This is a genomic window from Providencia sp. CIM-Carb-044, from assembly GCF_033901115.1.
Taxonomy (GTDB): Bacteria; Pseudomonadota; Gammaproteobacteria; order Enterobacterales; family Enterobacteriaceae; genus Providencia; species Providencia hangzhouensis.
On the sequence record NZ_JAXADV010000003.1, the window covers coordinates 79,970 to 95,475 of the forward strand.

Annotated in this window: 13 protein-coding genes; 9 read left to right on the forward strand and 4 right to left on the reverse strand. The window is 39.9% G+C overall.

Features of this window, described 5'->3' with window-relative positions; genetic code table 11:
* Positions 1–53: 53 nt before the first annotated feature.
* From SJ312_RS06910 to fbpC, 7 genes are all read left to right on the forward strand, one after another.
* Positions 54–1,079 carry a methyltransferase gene (locus tag SJ312_RS06910; RefSeq protein WP_165879565.1) on the forward strand — a complete coding sequence of 342 codons (1,026 nt, stop codon included), beginning with the start codon at positions 54–56 and terminating at the stop codon, positions 1,077–1,079.
* 156 nt (positions 1,080–1,235) lie between these two features.
* A complete protein-coding gene (locus SJ312_RS06915; RefSeq protein ID WP_096863439.1) occupies positions 1,236–1,862 on the forward strand; it encodes a response regulator transcription factor in 627 nt (208 codons plus the stop codon).
* Between the two features lie 7 nt (positions 1,863–1,869).
* The gene (locus tag SJ312_RS06920) at positions 1,870–3,396 is read left to right on the forward strand and encodes an MASE1 domain-containing protein (protein ID WP_110591969.1); all 1,527 of its coding nucleotides are present in this window, start codon (positions 1,870–1,872) and stop codon (positions 3,394–3,396) included.
* 106 nt (positions 3,397–3,502) lie between these two features.
* Positions 3,503–4,828: an MFS transporter family glucose-6-phosphate receptor UhpC gene (gene uhpC, locus SJ312_RS06925; RefSeq protein WP_036959008.1), complete on the forward strand. Its 1,326-nt coding sequence runs from the start codon at positions 3,503–3,505 to the stop codon at positions 4,826–4,828.
* Between the two features lie 14 nt (positions 4,829–4,842).
* On the forward strand, positions 4,843–5,874 hold the full coding sequence (locus SJ312_RS06930; RefSeq protein WP_094961702.1) for an ABC transporter substrate-binding protein: 1,032 nt from the start codon (positions 4,843–4,845) through the stop codon (positions 5,872–5,874).
* A 202-nt stretch (positions 5,875–6,076) separates the two neighbouring features.
* The gene (locus tag SJ312_RS06935; protein ID WP_319867289.1) at positions 6,077–8,155 is read left to right on the forward strand and encodes an iron ABC transporter permease; all 2,079 of its coding nucleotides are present in this window, start codon (positions 6,077–6,079) and stop codon (positions 8,153–8,155) included.
* A 16-nt stretch (positions 8,156–8,171) separates the two neighbouring features.
* A complete protein-coding gene (gene fbpC, locus SJ312_RS06940) occupies positions 8,172–9,212 on the forward strand; it encodes a ferric ABC transporter ATP-binding protein (protein WP_036959014.1) in 1,041 nt (346 codons plus the stop codon).
* Positions 9,213–9,365: 153 nt separating this feature from the next.
* Here fbpC and SJ312_RS06945 read toward each other — a convergent pair whose 3' ends face one another.
* The 4 genes from SJ312_RS06945 to ulaR all read right to left on the reverse strand — a co-directional run bounded on the left by SJ312_RS06945 (position 9,366) and on the right by ulaR (position 12,764).
* Positions 9,366–10,238 (reverse strand): DMT family transporter, encoded by an 873-nt coding sequence (locus tag SJ312_RS06945; RefSeq protein ID WP_153673945.1) that lies wholly within the window; start codon positions 10,236–10,238, stop codon positions 9,366–9,368.
* Positions 10,225–10,518 carry a 2OG-Fe(II) oxygenase family protein gene (locus SJ312_RS06950; protein WP_094961698.1) on the reverse strand — a complete coding sequence of 98 codons (294 nt, stop codon included), beginning with the start codon at positions 10,516–10,518 and terminating at the stop codon, positions 10,225–10,227. The genes SJ312_RS06945 and SJ312_RS06950 overlap by 14 nt, the downstream gene beginning before the upstream one ends.
* A gap of 309 nt (positions 10,519–10,827) precedes the next feature.
* Positions 10,828–11,895, reverse strand: coding sequence for an L-ascorbate 6-phosphate lactonase (gene ulaG / locus SJ312_RS06955; RefSeq protein WP_004264959.1), 1,068 nt, complete (start codon positions 11,893–11,895; stop codon positions 10,828–10,830).
* Positions 11,896–12,008: 113 nt separating this feature from the next.
* Positions 12,009–12,764: an HTH-type transcriptional regulator UlaR gene (ulaR, locus tag SJ312_RS06960; protein WP_164455448.1), complete on the reverse strand. Its 756-nt coding sequence runs from the start codon at positions 12,762–12,764 to the stop codon at positions 12,009–12,011.
* Between the two features lie 402 nt (positions 12,765–13,166).
* On the opposite strand from ulaR, the gene SJ312_RS06965 reads away from it, so the two are divergent.
* Both SJ312_RS06965 and SJ312_RS06970 read left to right on the forward strand, forming a co-directional pair.
* Positions 13,167–14,921, forward strand: a complete 1,755-nt coding sequence (locus SJ312_RS06965; protein WP_004264961.1) for a PTS ascorbate-specific subunit IIBC — start codon at positions 13,167–13,169, stop codon at positions 14,919–14,921.
* A gap of 72 nt (positions 14,922–14,993) precedes the next feature.
* The gene (locus SJ312_RS06970) at positions 14,994–15,461 is read left to right on the forward strand and encodes a PTS sugar transporter subunit IIA (RefSeq protein WP_036959017.1); all 468 of its coding nucleotides are present in this window, start codon (positions 14,994–14,996) and stop codon (positions 15,459–15,461) included.
* Positions 15,462–15,506 lie beyond the last annotated feature (45 nt).

Sequence of the window (15,506 nt, forward strand, 5' to 3'; positions counted from 1 at the left end):
ATACTTTACCAATCATTATATTTTATTGTTACTTTCTCGTTTAAGGTGTATTCATGAATAAAATGCCCTCATTACCTATGCAGGATCTTCAACCAGCTTTACATATTTTAGAGCAATCTATTGGCTATTTATACCAAGCTGCACTACGTGCCGCGGTGAAACTGCGTATTGCAGAAGCATTACAATCAGGTTCCAAAACAGCTGAAGAACTCGCCAAAGAAACGGGAGCAAATCCCCGAGAACTCACTCGATTATTACGATTATTAGCCACTAAAGATATTTTTAAGCTAACCCCTGATAACAAATTTGACCTCACACCCGCCGCACAATATTTATCTGAAAAGAATACGTTTTCATTACGGCAAGCGGTATTGATGTTTACTGACCCTTCGTTCTGGTTACCCGCAGGCGAGTTACACCGCAGCGCGTTTGAACCCCATTTGTTTAACAGCATGTTTGGAATGAGTTTTTATGAATATTGGGATGAACGAATTACTGATAGTGATAATTTCCACGAAGGCATTTCGTCTGTAAGTAAATTAGAAAATGCATTTGTCGTAGAAAGTTATAGTTTCCCAGATAACGCTCTCGTTGCAGACATTGGCGGCGGCTGTGGTGGGTTACTTTTAGAGGTTATGAAAGCAAATTTAACATTAAAAGGCATATTATTTGATAAAGCCCAAGTATTAGAAAAACATATTTTTAATCAACTAGATGACCCCTCACGTTGGAGTATCCAAGCTGGCTCATTTCTTGAAGCCTGCCCTGAAGCTGATATTTATTTACTCAAGTATATTACTCATAATTGGTCAGATACTGTTGCAATAAAGATACTTAAAACAATTAGAAAGTCGATGAGTCCTAACTCTAAGTTACTAATCATTGAAAATATTGTTACCAACGACAATCACCCCCACTTCAGTAAAAATATGGATTTAGTACAGATGGTTTTATTTGATGAAGGCCATGAACGCACAGAAACTGAGTTCAATTCACTGCTAAATCAAGCAAACTTACAATTAAAACAAATTATTTCAACACAATGTCATATTTCCATTATTGAAGCATACCCCATTTAACGTCCGCTATCCTGCTTTATACAATCAAAGCACTAAAGCAGGATAATGAAAGAAAATACCTGATGAATATCAGAATTTTAAATTATGTTAGTAGCTTATCCCTGTTCGTCTTGCTATAAGATTTGCCAATACCCTACTCATCAAATTGATAAAAATATGATAAAAATCGCGTTAGTTGATGACCATATCGTTGTGCGTTCTGGCTTCGCACAGCTATTAACACTTGAACCTGATATTTCGGTTATCGGGCAATATGCTAATGCTCAAGAAGCTTGGCCTAATTTGCTTAATTTAGATATTGATGTTGCCATCATGGATATTTCGATGCCAGATGAGAACGGCCTGCAACTTTTATCACGGTTGCGCCAAAAAAAGCCGGATTTTCGCACCATTATCTTGAGTATTTATGATACCCCCGCTTTTGTGCAAAGTGCTTTAGATGCTGGAGCCAGTGCGTATTTAACTAAACGCTGTGGCCCTGAAGAATTAGTGCAAGCGGTTCGCTCAGTACACCAAGGAGGCTGCTACCTATGCGCCGATGCCATGAGAGCGTTACGCCACTCACCCCAACAGCAGCAAAGTCTACAAGAACTCACGCCTCGGGAACGGGAAGTGTTTGATTTATTAGTTGCTGGCTTGAGTGTAAAAGTGATCGCAGAGCAACTTGAATTAAGCCATAAAACTGTGCATGTGCATCGTGCAAATATATTAGGCAAATTACAATGCGAAAATACCATCGACCTTGTTCATTACGCGTTAGAGCATAACCTAATATCAAGGTAATTTCGGCATGAATAAAAGCTTACGTTTAACACTGCAGTCCATCTTTCTATTTTTTACCTATTCTCTGTTATGGATTGGGTTGTGGATCATCGGCTTTTATTTAAGTCAAAACAGTTTTCAAGCAACTTTATTTCTTCCACAAGGCTTGCGCCTAGCATTGATGATTATCCTGTGGCGACGTTACTGGCCAACACTACTACTCAGCGAAGGGATATTAAATTTTTGGTTATCATCAGAGCAACTGCTCTTCCAACCTGTTTTACTGTTATCTCCATTATTAAGTCTCGGTGTTGCCTTCGTCATTCAAAACATTTGGTGGCGCTATACGTTATATTGGCAACGATTACTATTATTGCTCGCAGGTGTCGCCGCAAATAGTGTATTACACGCTTTATTATTCAGTGGGTTATCATCTTATTCCATTAGCCAATTATTCCTAACAACATTCACCGGAGGAATACTTCTCTCTCCTTTTGTTTATCTCATTTATGAGTATCTCCACGAGCAGCACTACCAAATGCTCCTTGATTATGGAACGCCAGATAAACAATTACGAACCTCTTTAATAGTTTGGTGTTTTCTATTCTGTGTCGTTGGGTTGAGTGCCCAAGTCTTTTTTGCCCCCGAAATTGAGCGGTTAATTGTCCTACTCGTCTTTATTCCTAATGTTTTTATGGCTTATCGCTATGGTTGGCAGGGCGGCGTACTTTCTGCATTATTAGGCAGTTTAATTATTACTTTTGCACGGCAATTTCACGGTGCCTTTGTTGATTTAGAAGAGCTAGAAATGTTTCTCAGTTCCCAAGCCTTAATTGGCATTGGGCTTGGGATAGCAATTAGCCGACAAAAACAACTGGCGAGTAACCTACAACGCTACCGACAACGCTTAGAGCAAGAGCTAAAAGCGCGACGCGACTTAATGTTACAACTCGTTCATACCGAGGAAGATATCAAAAAAGCGATTGCTCGCGAGTTGCATGATGAAATTGGGCAAAATATTACTGCCATCCAAATTCAGTCAATGCTAGTGAAAAAAACAGCATCTGACGACATCAGCCACCAAGCAGCAAGTCAAATAAATGAACTAGCTCAGCAAATTCACCAATCTACGCGGCAATTATTGCGCCAATTGCGCCCTCCCGTATTGGATGAAATGTCCCTTGAAAATGCACTTAAGCACTTAATTACTGAATTTTCTTTTCCACAGAATAATATTCAATGTCACTTTCATTATGGCTTACAAGAAACGCCGATCAATGAAACGGTTTTATTTACACTTTATCGCCTCGTCCAAGAATTACTTAACAATATCAGTAAACATGCAAAAGCCACACAAATTCACATATCTCTTAAGCAAATAGGTGACTCGATCCAGCTAGTTGTTGATGACAATGGTGTTGGTATTCCATTTAGCAAACGCACGAGTGGCTTTGGTTTGCGCGGTATTGAGGAGCGAGTTCGAGCCTTAGGTGGTGACTGGACATTGACCACACAAAACGGAACACAAATAAGTGTTAACTTGCCCACATTTTGAGATAAAACATCGCAAAACTAGGAATAATTCCTAGTCCCCTAATACCTTCTCTCATCCTTTTTGTTAAAAACTTGATTACATTTTGCCTAACAAGAGAAACCGCCCTATGACAGGTAAAGACACCTTGAGTCTGGATAACACGTATCGTTTTTGGCGTCGCCGCTTAATGCTATCAATGATTATTGGTTATGCCACTTTTTACCTTACGCGAAAGAGTTTTAACTTCGTGATGCCTGTCATGCAAAACGAGCTGTTTCTCGATAAAAGCGATATTGGCTGGATAGCGACTGCATTTTATTTAACCTACGGTATTTCTAAGTTTTTATCGGGAATTTTCCACGATATCACCGGATACCGTTGGTTTATGGGTGTCGGCTTAGTGATGACAGGGCTGCTAAATATTATTTTTGCCTATTGCTTATCGTTTCCGGCGTTATTAATCGTGTGGACACTAAATGGCTTTTTTCAAGGCTGGGGCTGGCCACCTTGCGCACGCATTCTAACGCACTGGTATTCACGCAATGAACGTGGGTTTTGGTGGGGGCTGTGGAATATTTCCATCAACCTAGGGGGAATGTTACTGCCTCTGCTAACGGCATTATTGGCAACCCAGTACAGCTGGCAAATGGCATTAATTGTCCCTGGCGTTATTGGAGTCATCATTGGGTTATGGCTGTGCCGCCAATTACGTGGCACACCACAAGAAGAACAGCTTCCAAGCGTGGGGCAATGGCGACAAGATGTGTTGGAGTTACGCCAAGAGCGTTTGTCCCCTCCCATGCCAATGTTAACGATTTTAAAAGATGCCATTATTTTTAACCGTATGATTTGGTTACTGGGTTTCTCCTATATTTTGGTTTATCTCATTCGCATGGCGATAAACGATTGGGGGAATTTATGGTTAACAGAGAAACATGGCACTAATTTACTCAGTGCAAATGCAACATTATCGTTATTTGAATTGGGGGGATTATTAGGTGCTCTCTGCTCTGGCTGGGGCTCTGATATCCTATTTCGCGGCCAACGAGCGCCAATGATCCTACTGTTTTCTTTGGGGCTTTGTGTCTCAGTTAGCGCCTTATGGTTAACACCAATTCATCACTACGCTTTATTGGCTGTATGTTTCTTTGCTATCGGATTTTTTGTGTTTGGACCGCAAATGTTAATCGGCTTAGCTGCAACAGAATATTGTCATAAAAAAGCAGCTGGGGCGGTAACGGGCTATCTTGGATTGTACGCCTATTTAGGGGCGGCAATTGCGGGATGGCCACTCTCTCAAGTCATTGCACATTATGGTTGGTCAGGGATGTTTTCTTTACTGGCCAGTGCTGCGGCTTTGATGGGATTACTGCTAATGCCTCTATTGATTGCCAATGTCAGCAAGCGAGAGCATTTAGCAGGCACTGTTTCACCCTCTGATAATAAAACCTGAATAAAGGACTGAAAATGAAACTGAAAACTCTCTCTACGCTTATCGCTGCTGGTTTATCACTAGCGGCTATTTCTACCACTGCAAATGCTGCGGGCCGTTTGGTTGTTTACTGTAGCGCCACTAACGCCATGTGCGAAACTGAAACGCAAGCTTTTGCGAAAAAATACGATGTCAAAACCACATTTGTACGTAATGGTTCTGGCAGTACTTTAGCCAAAATTGAGGCCGAAAAACGTAACCCACAAGCTGACGTGTGGTATGGCGGTACATTAGACCCTCATTCACAAGCAGGAGAAATGGATTTACTTGAGCCATACAAGTCGCCAAATCTGTCTGAAATTATGCCGCAGTTCCAAGACCCAGCAAAACGTAAAGGTAACTATTCTTCCGCAGTTTACATCGGTATTTTAGGCTTCGGTGTCAATAAAGACCGCTTAAAAGAAAAAGGTTTGCCGATCCCAACTTGCTGGAAAGATTTAACAAAACCTGAGTATAAAGGCGAAATTCAAATCGCAGACCCACAAAGTTCAGGGACAGCTTATACTGCATTAGCCACTTTCGACCAATTATGGGGAAATGAGCAAGCCTTTGATTATCTAAAAAAATTAAATGCTAACATATCACAATATACCAAGTCAGGTATTGCTCCAGCACGTAATGCGGCTCGTGGTGAGTCGGCAATTGGTATTGGCTTCTTACATGATTATTCATTAGAAGTGGAAAACGGTGCGCCGTTAGAACTCATCGCTCCTTGTGAAGGAACAGGTTATGAAATCGGCGGGATCAGTATCCTGAAAAACGCACGTAATATGGACAACGCCAAATTATTCGTTGATTTCGTCTTATCGAAAGAAGCTCAAGAGCTGAGCTGGAAAGAAGGGAAATCTTACCAAATCTTAACCAACACAACGGCAGAGTCCTCGCCTATTTCATTAAAACTCAATGAGTTGAACCTAATTAATTACGATATGGATAAATACGGTGATGCTGATGTCCGTAAAAACCTTATCAATAAATGGGTTACTGAAGTCAAAATGAGCAAATAGCATTAAGTGCGGCGTTAACTCGCCGCACTGAGCACTTACTTAACTAAAATAAAAAATTAATTTAATTAAGCTTCGAGTTATGAGCGTTGTCACTAGGCGGCAAGTGACGTTATCCCTAGGAGCATACATAAGTATGTGACTAGGGTAACGGAGTGAAGCCAATACCGTGACAGCGCAAAATATGACGAGCTTAGGGGGAACTATGTCTCAAACCCTAACCTTATCGACCCCAACCAAAAAGGATAGCATATTCTTTTGGTTGCTGATTGCATGGCTAGGTTTCGCGTTACTACCTTCTTGGAGCCTAGACTATGGCGTACTTGATTCAACACAAGACGAGATCATAGCGGCTTACGGTTGGAGTAGCCTAAACATTAGTTGGCTTTGGTATTTATTACCTTCTATTTTATTTATTCGCCCGTTAACACCAGCGGATCGTTATCATAGAACACGGCATTACGTCGATATTGGCGTGGCTGTTATCACCGCCGCCGTGGTGATTTTAACCTCCTACTTTGAAGGGAAAGGGTTAGGTTACTCAGCTATTGTGCTATTTATCGCCTTGGGAATGGTGATGACATTGGCGTTAACCCGCCTTGAGTGGCTCGGTGGAGACCAGTTTGTTATTGGCTCACTGATCACCGTTGTTGCTTTAATAACCCTGTTTATTGTGTTCCCAAGTGTCGCTATTTTTATCCCAATGTTTACTGATGGAAATGGAGACTTTGCACCATTCGCCTTTGTGGCAATTTTGACACAATCGCATATTGTCCAAGTTATTATTAACTCTGTATTTTTATCGTTAGCAGTAGGGGCTGGCTGTACTTTCTTTGGTTTAATTTTAGCCATTTATACGACGCGTATTGCTAAACGCTCCGCCATCATTGGCCGTGTTTTTTCTATTTTGCCTATCGTCACTCCCCCATTTGTCGTCGGTCTAGGGGTCACATTGATGATGGGGCGTTCAGGGTATATTACCGAATTCCTTGCGACCTATATGGGCCTTGAAAATACCAACTGGCTATATGGCTTTACGGGAATTTGGTTAGCGCAAGTGCTAGCATTCACCCCGATGTCATTCATGATTTTAGATGGTGCGATTAAAACTATTCACCCATCTTTAGAAGAAGCGTCTTATACATTGCGTGCCAACCGTTACCAAACTTTCTTTAATGTGTTTATGCCATTACTGAAACCTGCTTTGGCAAACGCATTTTTAATCGTCATAGTGCAATCATTGGCTGACTTTAGTAACCCATTAGTTTTAGGCGGAAACTTTGACGTATTAGCGACGCAAATTTACTTCTATATCACTGGGTCACAGTTAGATTATCAAGCCGCCAGTACCTTGGGTGCGTCACTACTAGTGTTCTCACTATTAGTATTCTGCGTTCAGTATATGTGGATAGGCAAACGCTCCTATGTCACTGTGTCCGGGAAATCTTACCGTGGTGATGTTCAGCCGTTACCAACATCGTTAATTGCCACTGTAACGACCTTCTTAGCTATTTGGGTTGCATTTAACATATTGTTATACGGTAGCATTTTCTACGGTAGCTTTACCGTGAACTGGGGTGTTGATTACACATTAACCTTAGATAATTTTATTAAATTATTTGGTCAGGGTATGAGCGATGGTGCATGGCCGTCACTGTTAGATACGCTTCTGTATGCAGGTATTGCGGCACCTATTACCGCGATCCTTGGTTTACTAATTGCCTATATCGTAGTTCGCCAAGACTTCCGTGGTAAAAAGACCATCGAATTCACGACGATGTTGTGTTTTGCTGTTCCAGGTACCGTGGCAGGTGTGTCATACATTTTAGCCTTTAACGACTCACCGTTTTATTTAACGGGAACGGCTGCCATCGTCATTATTTCAATGACCATGCGTAACGTCCCTGTGGGTATCCGTGCTGGTATTGCAGGTTTAGGGCAAATTGATAAATCATTGGATGAAGCGTCACTCAGCTTACGAGCGGGTTCAATGCGTACCATCTTCTTTATCCTATTACCCTTGTTGCGTCCAGCCATTTTATCAGCGTTGATTTATAGCTTTGTCCGCGCGATCACCACTGTCAGTGCGATTGTATTCTTGGTTACTCCAGATACTCGCGTCGCAACGGCTTATATTTTGAACCGTGTTGAAGACGGTGAATATGGTGTTGCCATTGCCTATGGCTCAATCCTGATTGTCGTAATGTTGGCAATTATTTTCTTATTTGACTATTTGATTGGCGAAGCCCGTGTTTCACGTTCCAAAGCCAAAAATGCACAGTAATCATGGAGTAACTGACATGACACAACATCATTTTGTTGAACTAAAAAATGTGACTAAACGCTTTGGCAACAATACCGTCATCGATGATTTAAGTCTTTCAATCCCTCAAGGTAGCATGGTGACCCTACTCGGCCCATCAGGCTGCGGTAAAACCACCGTATTGCGTTTAGTGGCTGGCTTAGAAAAACCGACTGAAGGCCGCATGTTTATTGACGGTGAAGATGTGACAGACCGTTCCATTCAACAACGCGATATCTGTATGGTTTTCCAATCTTACGCCCTGTTCCCGCATATGTCCTTGGGGGACAACGTGGGTTATGGCTTAAAAATGTTAGGATTACCCAAAGCCGAAATAAAAAAACGAGTTGACGAGGCATTAGAATTAGTTGATTTAGCTGGTTTTGCTGACCGCTTTGTCGACCAAATTTCTGGGGGACAACAGCAACGAGTTGCCTTAGCTCGCGCATTGATCCTTAAGCCAAAAGTGCTGTTATTCGATGAGCCATTAAGTAACTTGGATGCAAATTTACGTCGTAGCATGCGTGAAAAAATCCGTGAGTTACAGCAGCAGTTTAATATCACCTCTTTGTATGTTACCCATGACCAAAGCGAGGCCTTTGCGGTTTCGGATATGGTGTTGGTCATGAATAAAGGGAAAATCATGCAACTCGGCTCACCGCAAGAGCTCTACCGCCAGCCAGCGTCAAAATTTATGGCCAGCTTTATGGGGGATGCCAATATTTTCCCTGCGACACTCAGTGCGGATTCCGTGGATATTTTCAATTATCGCTTACCACGCCCAGAACAGTTTGTTACTGATAAAACCGCGGTAACTGTGGGGGTTCGTCCCGAAGCTATCACGCTGAGTTTACAAGGTGAAGACAGCCAACGCTGTACAGTGACTCATGTTGCTTATATGGGGCCTCAATATGAAGTCACTGTTGATTGGCATGGCCAATCAATGTTGCTGCAAATTAATGCCACTCAATTACAACCTTCTGTCGGGGAAAACCTCTATTTGCAGATCCACCCATACGGCATGTTTATTCTTGAGTAATATCCCACTCTTTGAATAATACAAAATGTCATTAGGTAACAAGGGAAACTTAGCATTGTGAATAGCACATTCTCCCTTCGCCCATAAGGGCGGAGGGGGAATGTGCCCCATAAGAAAATAATCACTAAAAGCATATTATCGGTGACTTCAATATCAATTTTTATTTTTTTCTGAAAGTACAATTAACATACTTAACAAAATAAATAACATACCGATTATCATCGAAATTGTCATTGTCTCATCTAAAAGATAGGATGAAATCATCACACTAATGATTGGTGAAATAAGAATTGAGTATGATGAAAGCTTTGCGCCACCATACTCTATCATATAATACCAAAGAACATAAACAATCACGCCATTAGCTATCCCCATATAGATAATTGGTATATATACACTCATAAAAAATTCAGAATGTATATTACTCAATATGTTTAAATCAACATTTAAAAATGGAATTAATAAAATAAAAAAGACAAATGATACTATATTTTGATAAAATACTTTTGAAGTTAGGTTTATTTTCATGGTAATTTTTTCAGATAAAATAGTTCCTAGTGCCCACATAAATGCACTTAATAAAATTATCATTTCACCAATACTTATACCAACTGGTGATATAAAGATAAAAATACCACTAATGCATAACAAAGATACAAATACTGACCGAGTTTCAATATGTTTATTTATTACACCCAATACAACTGTTGCCATTACTGGCATTGTATAAACAAGTACAGATGCCTTTACCGCTTCTGTATACTTTAACGCCAAACTATTTAATATAGGAACTAAAAAAATATTTAAAAAACCAAGTGGGATACTGTTTACAAACTCTCGAAAATTAAACCGACACCGACTAAAAAAGAAAAAAACAAAGCACAAAAAAATAACTGAAATAATTAGGGAGTAGATTCTAAAAGCCCAAACACCTACTTGGTCAATCGCTAGTTTTGATATAGGAAATGCACTCCCCCATATGAATGATATTAAAATAGCACAAAGAAGTACTTTAATTTGCTTCATTATACCTCACAACTAATGCCATTCTTTTACTTGTTCTATTAGATGTCACTGTGGAAACGAAATGTGGGATTTTTCTTTTTTTTGTATCAAAAATTAAAATATTTAAATATGACGGGATAAAAGTATCTAAAATTGTCTTTTTATCCTTATCTAAAATCATCGTTAATCCTCCATAATTTGCTTCCCATTCCTTTGTTAGGTTAATTACAATACCTATCCCATCATCGGAGTCACAATGTGTAGTTAGAAAATCATCTTTATCAAACTTGCTTAAGTACATGTTTGATATAATATTTACTTTACTTCCTGTTAGGTTTTCTAAAAAGTTTTTAAATTTAACATCATTAACAACTGAAATTAAATCAGCAAAAATTATTTTTATTGAATCAGATAAGTTATCTACATTGATAACACTAACATTAGAAAATATTAAATTAAGACAGTCAACGTCAGTAGATTAATAAAAAATAATGCCACATAGATAATAAATATATTGGCAGCACATATTATTTGAATATATATATTTTTTAAATACAATAAAAAACAGCGTCTAAGTTTCCTTAAACGCTGCTTTTAATTGCAGGATTAATTATAAAAACGCTTTATATGGCAGTTCAGGTTCATTTTTGAAAATATCACTAAAGCCGCGGAAATGCTGATAGTGCATACGGTCTTTATCTGTTGGATAAGTATATTTCCCGCCCACTTGCCAGAAGAACGGGGCAAATTTATATTGCAAACGCTCTTTTTTCATATTCCACAAGACTTCAATTTCCCGCGGATCATTTTGGAAGTTAGCCCAAATATCATGGTGGAATGGAATAACACGCTCGCAATCTAATGACTCTGCCGCACGTAAAATATCGGATGAGGTCATTTTATCGGTCACACCACGTGGGTTCTCACCATAGGAAAGCAATGCCACATCAATCTGATAACGGTTACCATGAGCCGCATAATAGTTTGAATAATGTGAATCGCCCGAATGGTAAATAGAGCCACCCGTTGTTTCAATCAGGTAATTCACTGCACGTGAATCCATACCATCTAAAATTTGCTTATCATAAGAAGAAACACCCTGTGGCAATGTCACTAGTGCCGTGCGGTCAAATGAGTCTAACACACGGATTTTCATATCCCCCACTTCCAGTACATCACCGACTTTGGCAACAACGCAACGTTCGGTTGGTACTCCCCATTTTATCCATAAATCCACACAAGCTTGAGGGCCAATAAATTTAACGTGGTCACCACAGTTTTGCATTACCGCAGCAGCGACATTGACATCGATATGGTCAGCATGGTCATGAGAGGCTAAAATTGCATCAACTTCTTTAATCGCAAACGGATCTAAAGGGAAAATCGCAGTACGTAAGTTTGGTTGTAGCGCTTCAACACCGCCCATACGCATCATTTGGTGTTGCTTATTCATGAGTGGATTTTTTTGCGTTTTTTTCCCTGTTCCACACCAAAAATCGATACAAACATTGGTATTTCCCTCACTCTTTAACCAAATACCTGTGCACCCCAGCCACCACATTGAAAAGGTATTGGGTTCAACAACCGTTTTTTCAATTTCTTCATTTAGCCACGTTCCCCACTCAGGAAACGTACTTAAAATCCAAGATTCACGTGTGATTTCATTTACTTTGCTCATAGTAACAATACCTTTTCTAGAATTTTAGATGTAGGGAGCCTGATGCCTTAATCGAGAAATTAAGGCATGGCAGCTGAATTTGTCTATATTAAAAAATCAGGTATTCGACGGAATTAAACCAGTATCACTCGCGTGCCCTGCTCGGCAATCGCTTTGATAACCTCAGCATTGGCATTTCTTCCAGTGATAAGAACATCTATCTTATTAGCTGGGCAAAATAACATTCCCGTTCGATGACCCACTTTGGAACTGTCTACAACAACGACTAATTTATCAATTTGATCAAGCATTTGCTGCTCTGCTACCGCAGTTAACATATCCGCTTTGTATAAGCCAGCTTCCGTTAATCCTTTACCTGAAGTAAACATCCAGTTACCGGCATAGCCCATTAACGTGTTCAAAGCAGGATTCAAAAAAATGTTTTGTGCTTTGTTATACTGCCCACCGATTAAAATGACGTCATCATGGTCTTGGTCAATCAAATAACTCGCTAATGGAAAATAATTCGTCACAATTTGCACGTTTTTACCGCACAACTGCTGCCCTAACATAAACGCGGTTGAACCACAGTTAATTACAGCGCTTTCTCCCGGAAGACAAAGTTCTGCCGCTTTAATTGCGATTTCAGACTTTTCTTCATAGTGCTCAGTACTATTGATGTTTAACGGTGTCCACTTACGCTTTTTATTTTCAATACGTTCTGCGCCATTACGGACTTTTCGCAATTTACCTTGCTCATCTAACTTTGAAATATCACGACGAGCAGTTGCAGGAGACACACTAAATTGTTCGGTTATATGAGAAACATTGATCACTCGATGCGTTTCCAATAACGACAATATTTCATTGTGTCTTTGCACTTCATTCATAATCATCGCCTTATTAGTTAATAATCACGACCATGATGACATATGACTCAAAATGATTACTAGTGATTAGTTTTGATTCTATTTATCTCATCTAATATTGTCAACCTTTGCTTATGCAAAAAAACAATATTTGATTCAAGTAAAAATATCACATTGATATATATGGATACTTTAAATTTTACGTGATCAAGTCGCCATTTATTTATTTTTTTACTGGTAAAAAAACAGACAAATGCAAACAATCATAAAAGAGCAATTCGTGATTACATATGATCACATTTGATTTTTGCGGGATTGTTTAACCCCTTTAAATGATTATATCGCAATAACACCAGATACGATCAATATGAATCATCTCTGACCCAGATAAATTACAAATACAATTTGATTAGAGGTAAAAATATGGATTTTTTATACGACGCTTTCTATATTTTTTACAGCCAAGTAATGACAAAAGCGCCTCTATTATTAGGCTTAGTCACATTTATTGGTTATTGGCTATTAAAGCGCGATGGCACGACAATCCTCAAAGGGACAATCAAAACGATTGTTGGTTTTATGCTAGTTGGCGTTGGAGCCAGTACTTTAGTTTCCAGTTTTAAACCCGTAATAGAAAAAATGTCTGAATACCATGGACTTACGGGCTCAGTTATTGATCCATATACGTCAATGATGGCGACAATGGAAGCCATGGGTGATAACTATTCTTGGGTGGGCTATACCGTTTTATTAGCTCTCGCAATTAATATTGTTTTAGTCCTTTTTCGCCGCGTCACGGGTATTCGTACCATTATGTTGACAGGGCATATTATGTTTCAACAAGCAGGCCTAATCGCTGTTTTCTATTTTGTGCTCGGCTCAAGCATGTGGGAAACCATTTTGTATTCTGCGGTATTAATGGCGCTGTATTGGGGAATTTCTTCCAATATTATGTTTAAGCCAACGCAAGAAGTCACTGGCGGTGCCGGTTTTTCTATCGGCCACCAGCAGCAGTTTGCCTCATGGATAGCAACCAAAGTTTCCCCGAAATTGGGGGATAGAAAAGACAGTGTTGATAATTTAAAACTGCCCAAATGGCTGCATATCTTCCATGACAGTATTTCCGCTACTGCCATTGTGATGACCTTATTCTTTGGTGTGATCTTAATTTCCTTTGGTATACCTAATCTGCAAACCATGGCAGGGACCACCCACTGGACCATTTATATTATTGAAACAGGTTTAAAATTTGCCGTTGCTATCCAAATCATTGTTACGGGTGTGCGAATGTTTGTTGCCGAGCTTTCTGAGGCCTTTAAAGGGATCTCCGAACGTGTCATTCCCAACGCTGTGCTCGCTATCGATTGTGCGGCAATCTACGCTTTCTCACCTAATGCGATGGTGTTTGGCTTTATGTGGGGGGCAATTGGGCAATTTGTTGCCGTTCTGGGTATGTTGGCATTTAACTCGCCAATTATGATTATTCCTGGTTTTATCCCAATGTTTTTCTCCAACGCCACTATTGGTATCTTTGCAAACCATTTTGGCGGCTGGAAAGCGGTTATGAAAGTCTGTTTTGTCATGGGCGTTATCGAGATATTAGGTTCCGCTTGGGCCATTGATCTTATCAATCGACAAGGTACTGAATTTAGCGGTTGGATGGGAATGGCCGACTGGGCATTAGCTTTCCCTGTCATTATGCAAGGTTTGTCTTTCTCTAAAATGTTCTTCTTTGTGGTTGTCGCCCTCTCCTTTGTCTATATGTACTTTGCCGCAAAAAAATTACGCGCTGAAGAAGACGCACAAAGTCCAACCAAAACTGAAATTCAGATCAATGAGAAAGCTGAAGCAGCCCCACTTGAAAATAGCGGCGCTAAACCTGTACGTATCTTAGCAGTTTGCGGTAATGGACAAGGCTCGTCAATGATGATGAAAATGAAAATTGGCCAGTATCTTGAGAAAAAAGGGATCCCACACATCATGGACTCCTGCGCCGTATCTGACTATAAATCAAAATTAACAGCCACTGATATTATCGTTTCCTCTAAGCATTTAAGCTCAGAAATGGACCCCGGTGATGGGAAATTTGTGCTTGGCGTACAAAATATGCTCAACCCTAACTCATTCGGTGATGAACTACTCGATATCATACATACTAATTTTATCGGAAATAAATAGCCTAAGTCATAGGAATAGATATCGCTCATAACGGTATCTACTCCCTTAACGTTGAAAAATAGGAAGGCAATGATGGGATTTAAACAATCACTAATCGACAATAATTCGATACAGCTAAAAGCATCCGCTGATAACTGGCGTGATGCTATTAAGATAGGTACAGACCTGCTCATCGCTTCGGGGGCGATAAAACCCAGTTATCATGAGGCAATCATCAGCAGCGTCGAAAAACTTGGGCCTTATATTTGTATCGCGCCTAATTTGGCCCTTCCCCATGCAAGACCTGAAGATGGTGTACTAAAAACAGCCTTTGCTTTAGTCACTCTAGACAAACCCATTATTTTTGATGGCGAGGATGAACCCGTTGATGTGCTGATCACCTTAGCGGGTAGCTCATCAGATGAACATATGGAAGGCTTGATGGAAGTGACTCGCGTTCTCGATGATGAAAACAGTGAAACCGGTGTCGATCTTGATAAATTACGTCGCTGCCGCACCATTGATGATGTTTATCAGGTTATTGACCAAGCATTATGCTAATTTAATGATAATAAAAAAGAATCATTAATTAGCAATAGAGGTAAT

What these genes read in the sequence shown, in the direction of transcription:
- SJ312_RS06930 (WP_094961702.1), top strand. Translation starts at nt 4,843, where the DNA reads ATGAAACTGAAAACTCTCTCTACGCTTATCGCTGCTGGTTTATCACTA.
- SJ312_RS06965 (WP_004264961.1), top strand. Translation starts at nt 13,167, where the DNA reads ATGGATTTTTTATACGACGCTTTCTATATTTTTTACAGCCAAGTAATG.
- fbpC (WP_036959014.1), top strand. Translation starts at nt 8,172, where the DNA reads ATGACACAACATCATTTTGTTGAACTAAAAAATGTGACTAAACGCTTT.
- SJ312_RS06915 (WP_096863439.1), top strand. Translation starts at nt 1,236, where the DNA reads ATGATAAAAATCGCGTTAGTTGATGACCATATCGTTGTGCGTTCTGGC.
- SJ312_RS06970 (WP_036959017.1), top strand. Translation starts at nt 14,994, where the DNA reads ATGGGATTTAAACAATCACTAATCGACAATAATTCGATACAGCTAAAA.
- SJ312_RS06950 (WP_094961698.1), bottom strand. Translation starts at nt 10,518, where the DNA reads ATGTACTTAAGCAAGTTTGATAAAGATGATTTTCTAACTACACATTGT.
- SJ312_RS06910 (WP_165879565.1), top strand. Translation starts at nt 54, where the DNA reads ATGAATAAAATGCCCTCATTACCTATGCAGGATCTTCAACCAGCTTTA.
- ulaG (WP_004264959.1), bottom strand. Translation starts at nt 11,895, where the DNA reads ATGAGCAAAGTAAATGAAATCACACGTGAATCTTGGATTTTAAGTACG.
- uhpC (WP_036959008.1), top strand. Translation starts at nt 3,503, where the DNA reads ATGACAGGTAAAGACACCTTGAGTCTGGATAACACGTATCGTTTTTGG.
- SJ312_RS06935 (WP_319867289.1), top strand. Translation starts at nt 6,077, where the DNA reads ATGTCTCAAACCCTAACCTTATCGACCCCAACCAAAAAGGATAGCATA.
- SJ312_RS06945 (WP_153673945.1), bottom strand. Translation starts at nt 10,238, where the DNA reads ATGAAGCAAATTAAAGTACTTCTTTGTGCTATTTTAATATCATTCATA.
- ulaR (WP_164455448.1), bottom strand. Translation starts at nt 12,764, where the DNA reads ATGAATGAAGTGCAAAGACACAATGAAATATTGTCGTTATTGGAAACG.
- SJ312_RS06920 (WP_110591969.1), top strand. Translation starts at nt 1,870, where the DNA reads ATGAATAAAAGCTTACGTTTAACACTGCAGTCCATCTTTCTATTTTTT.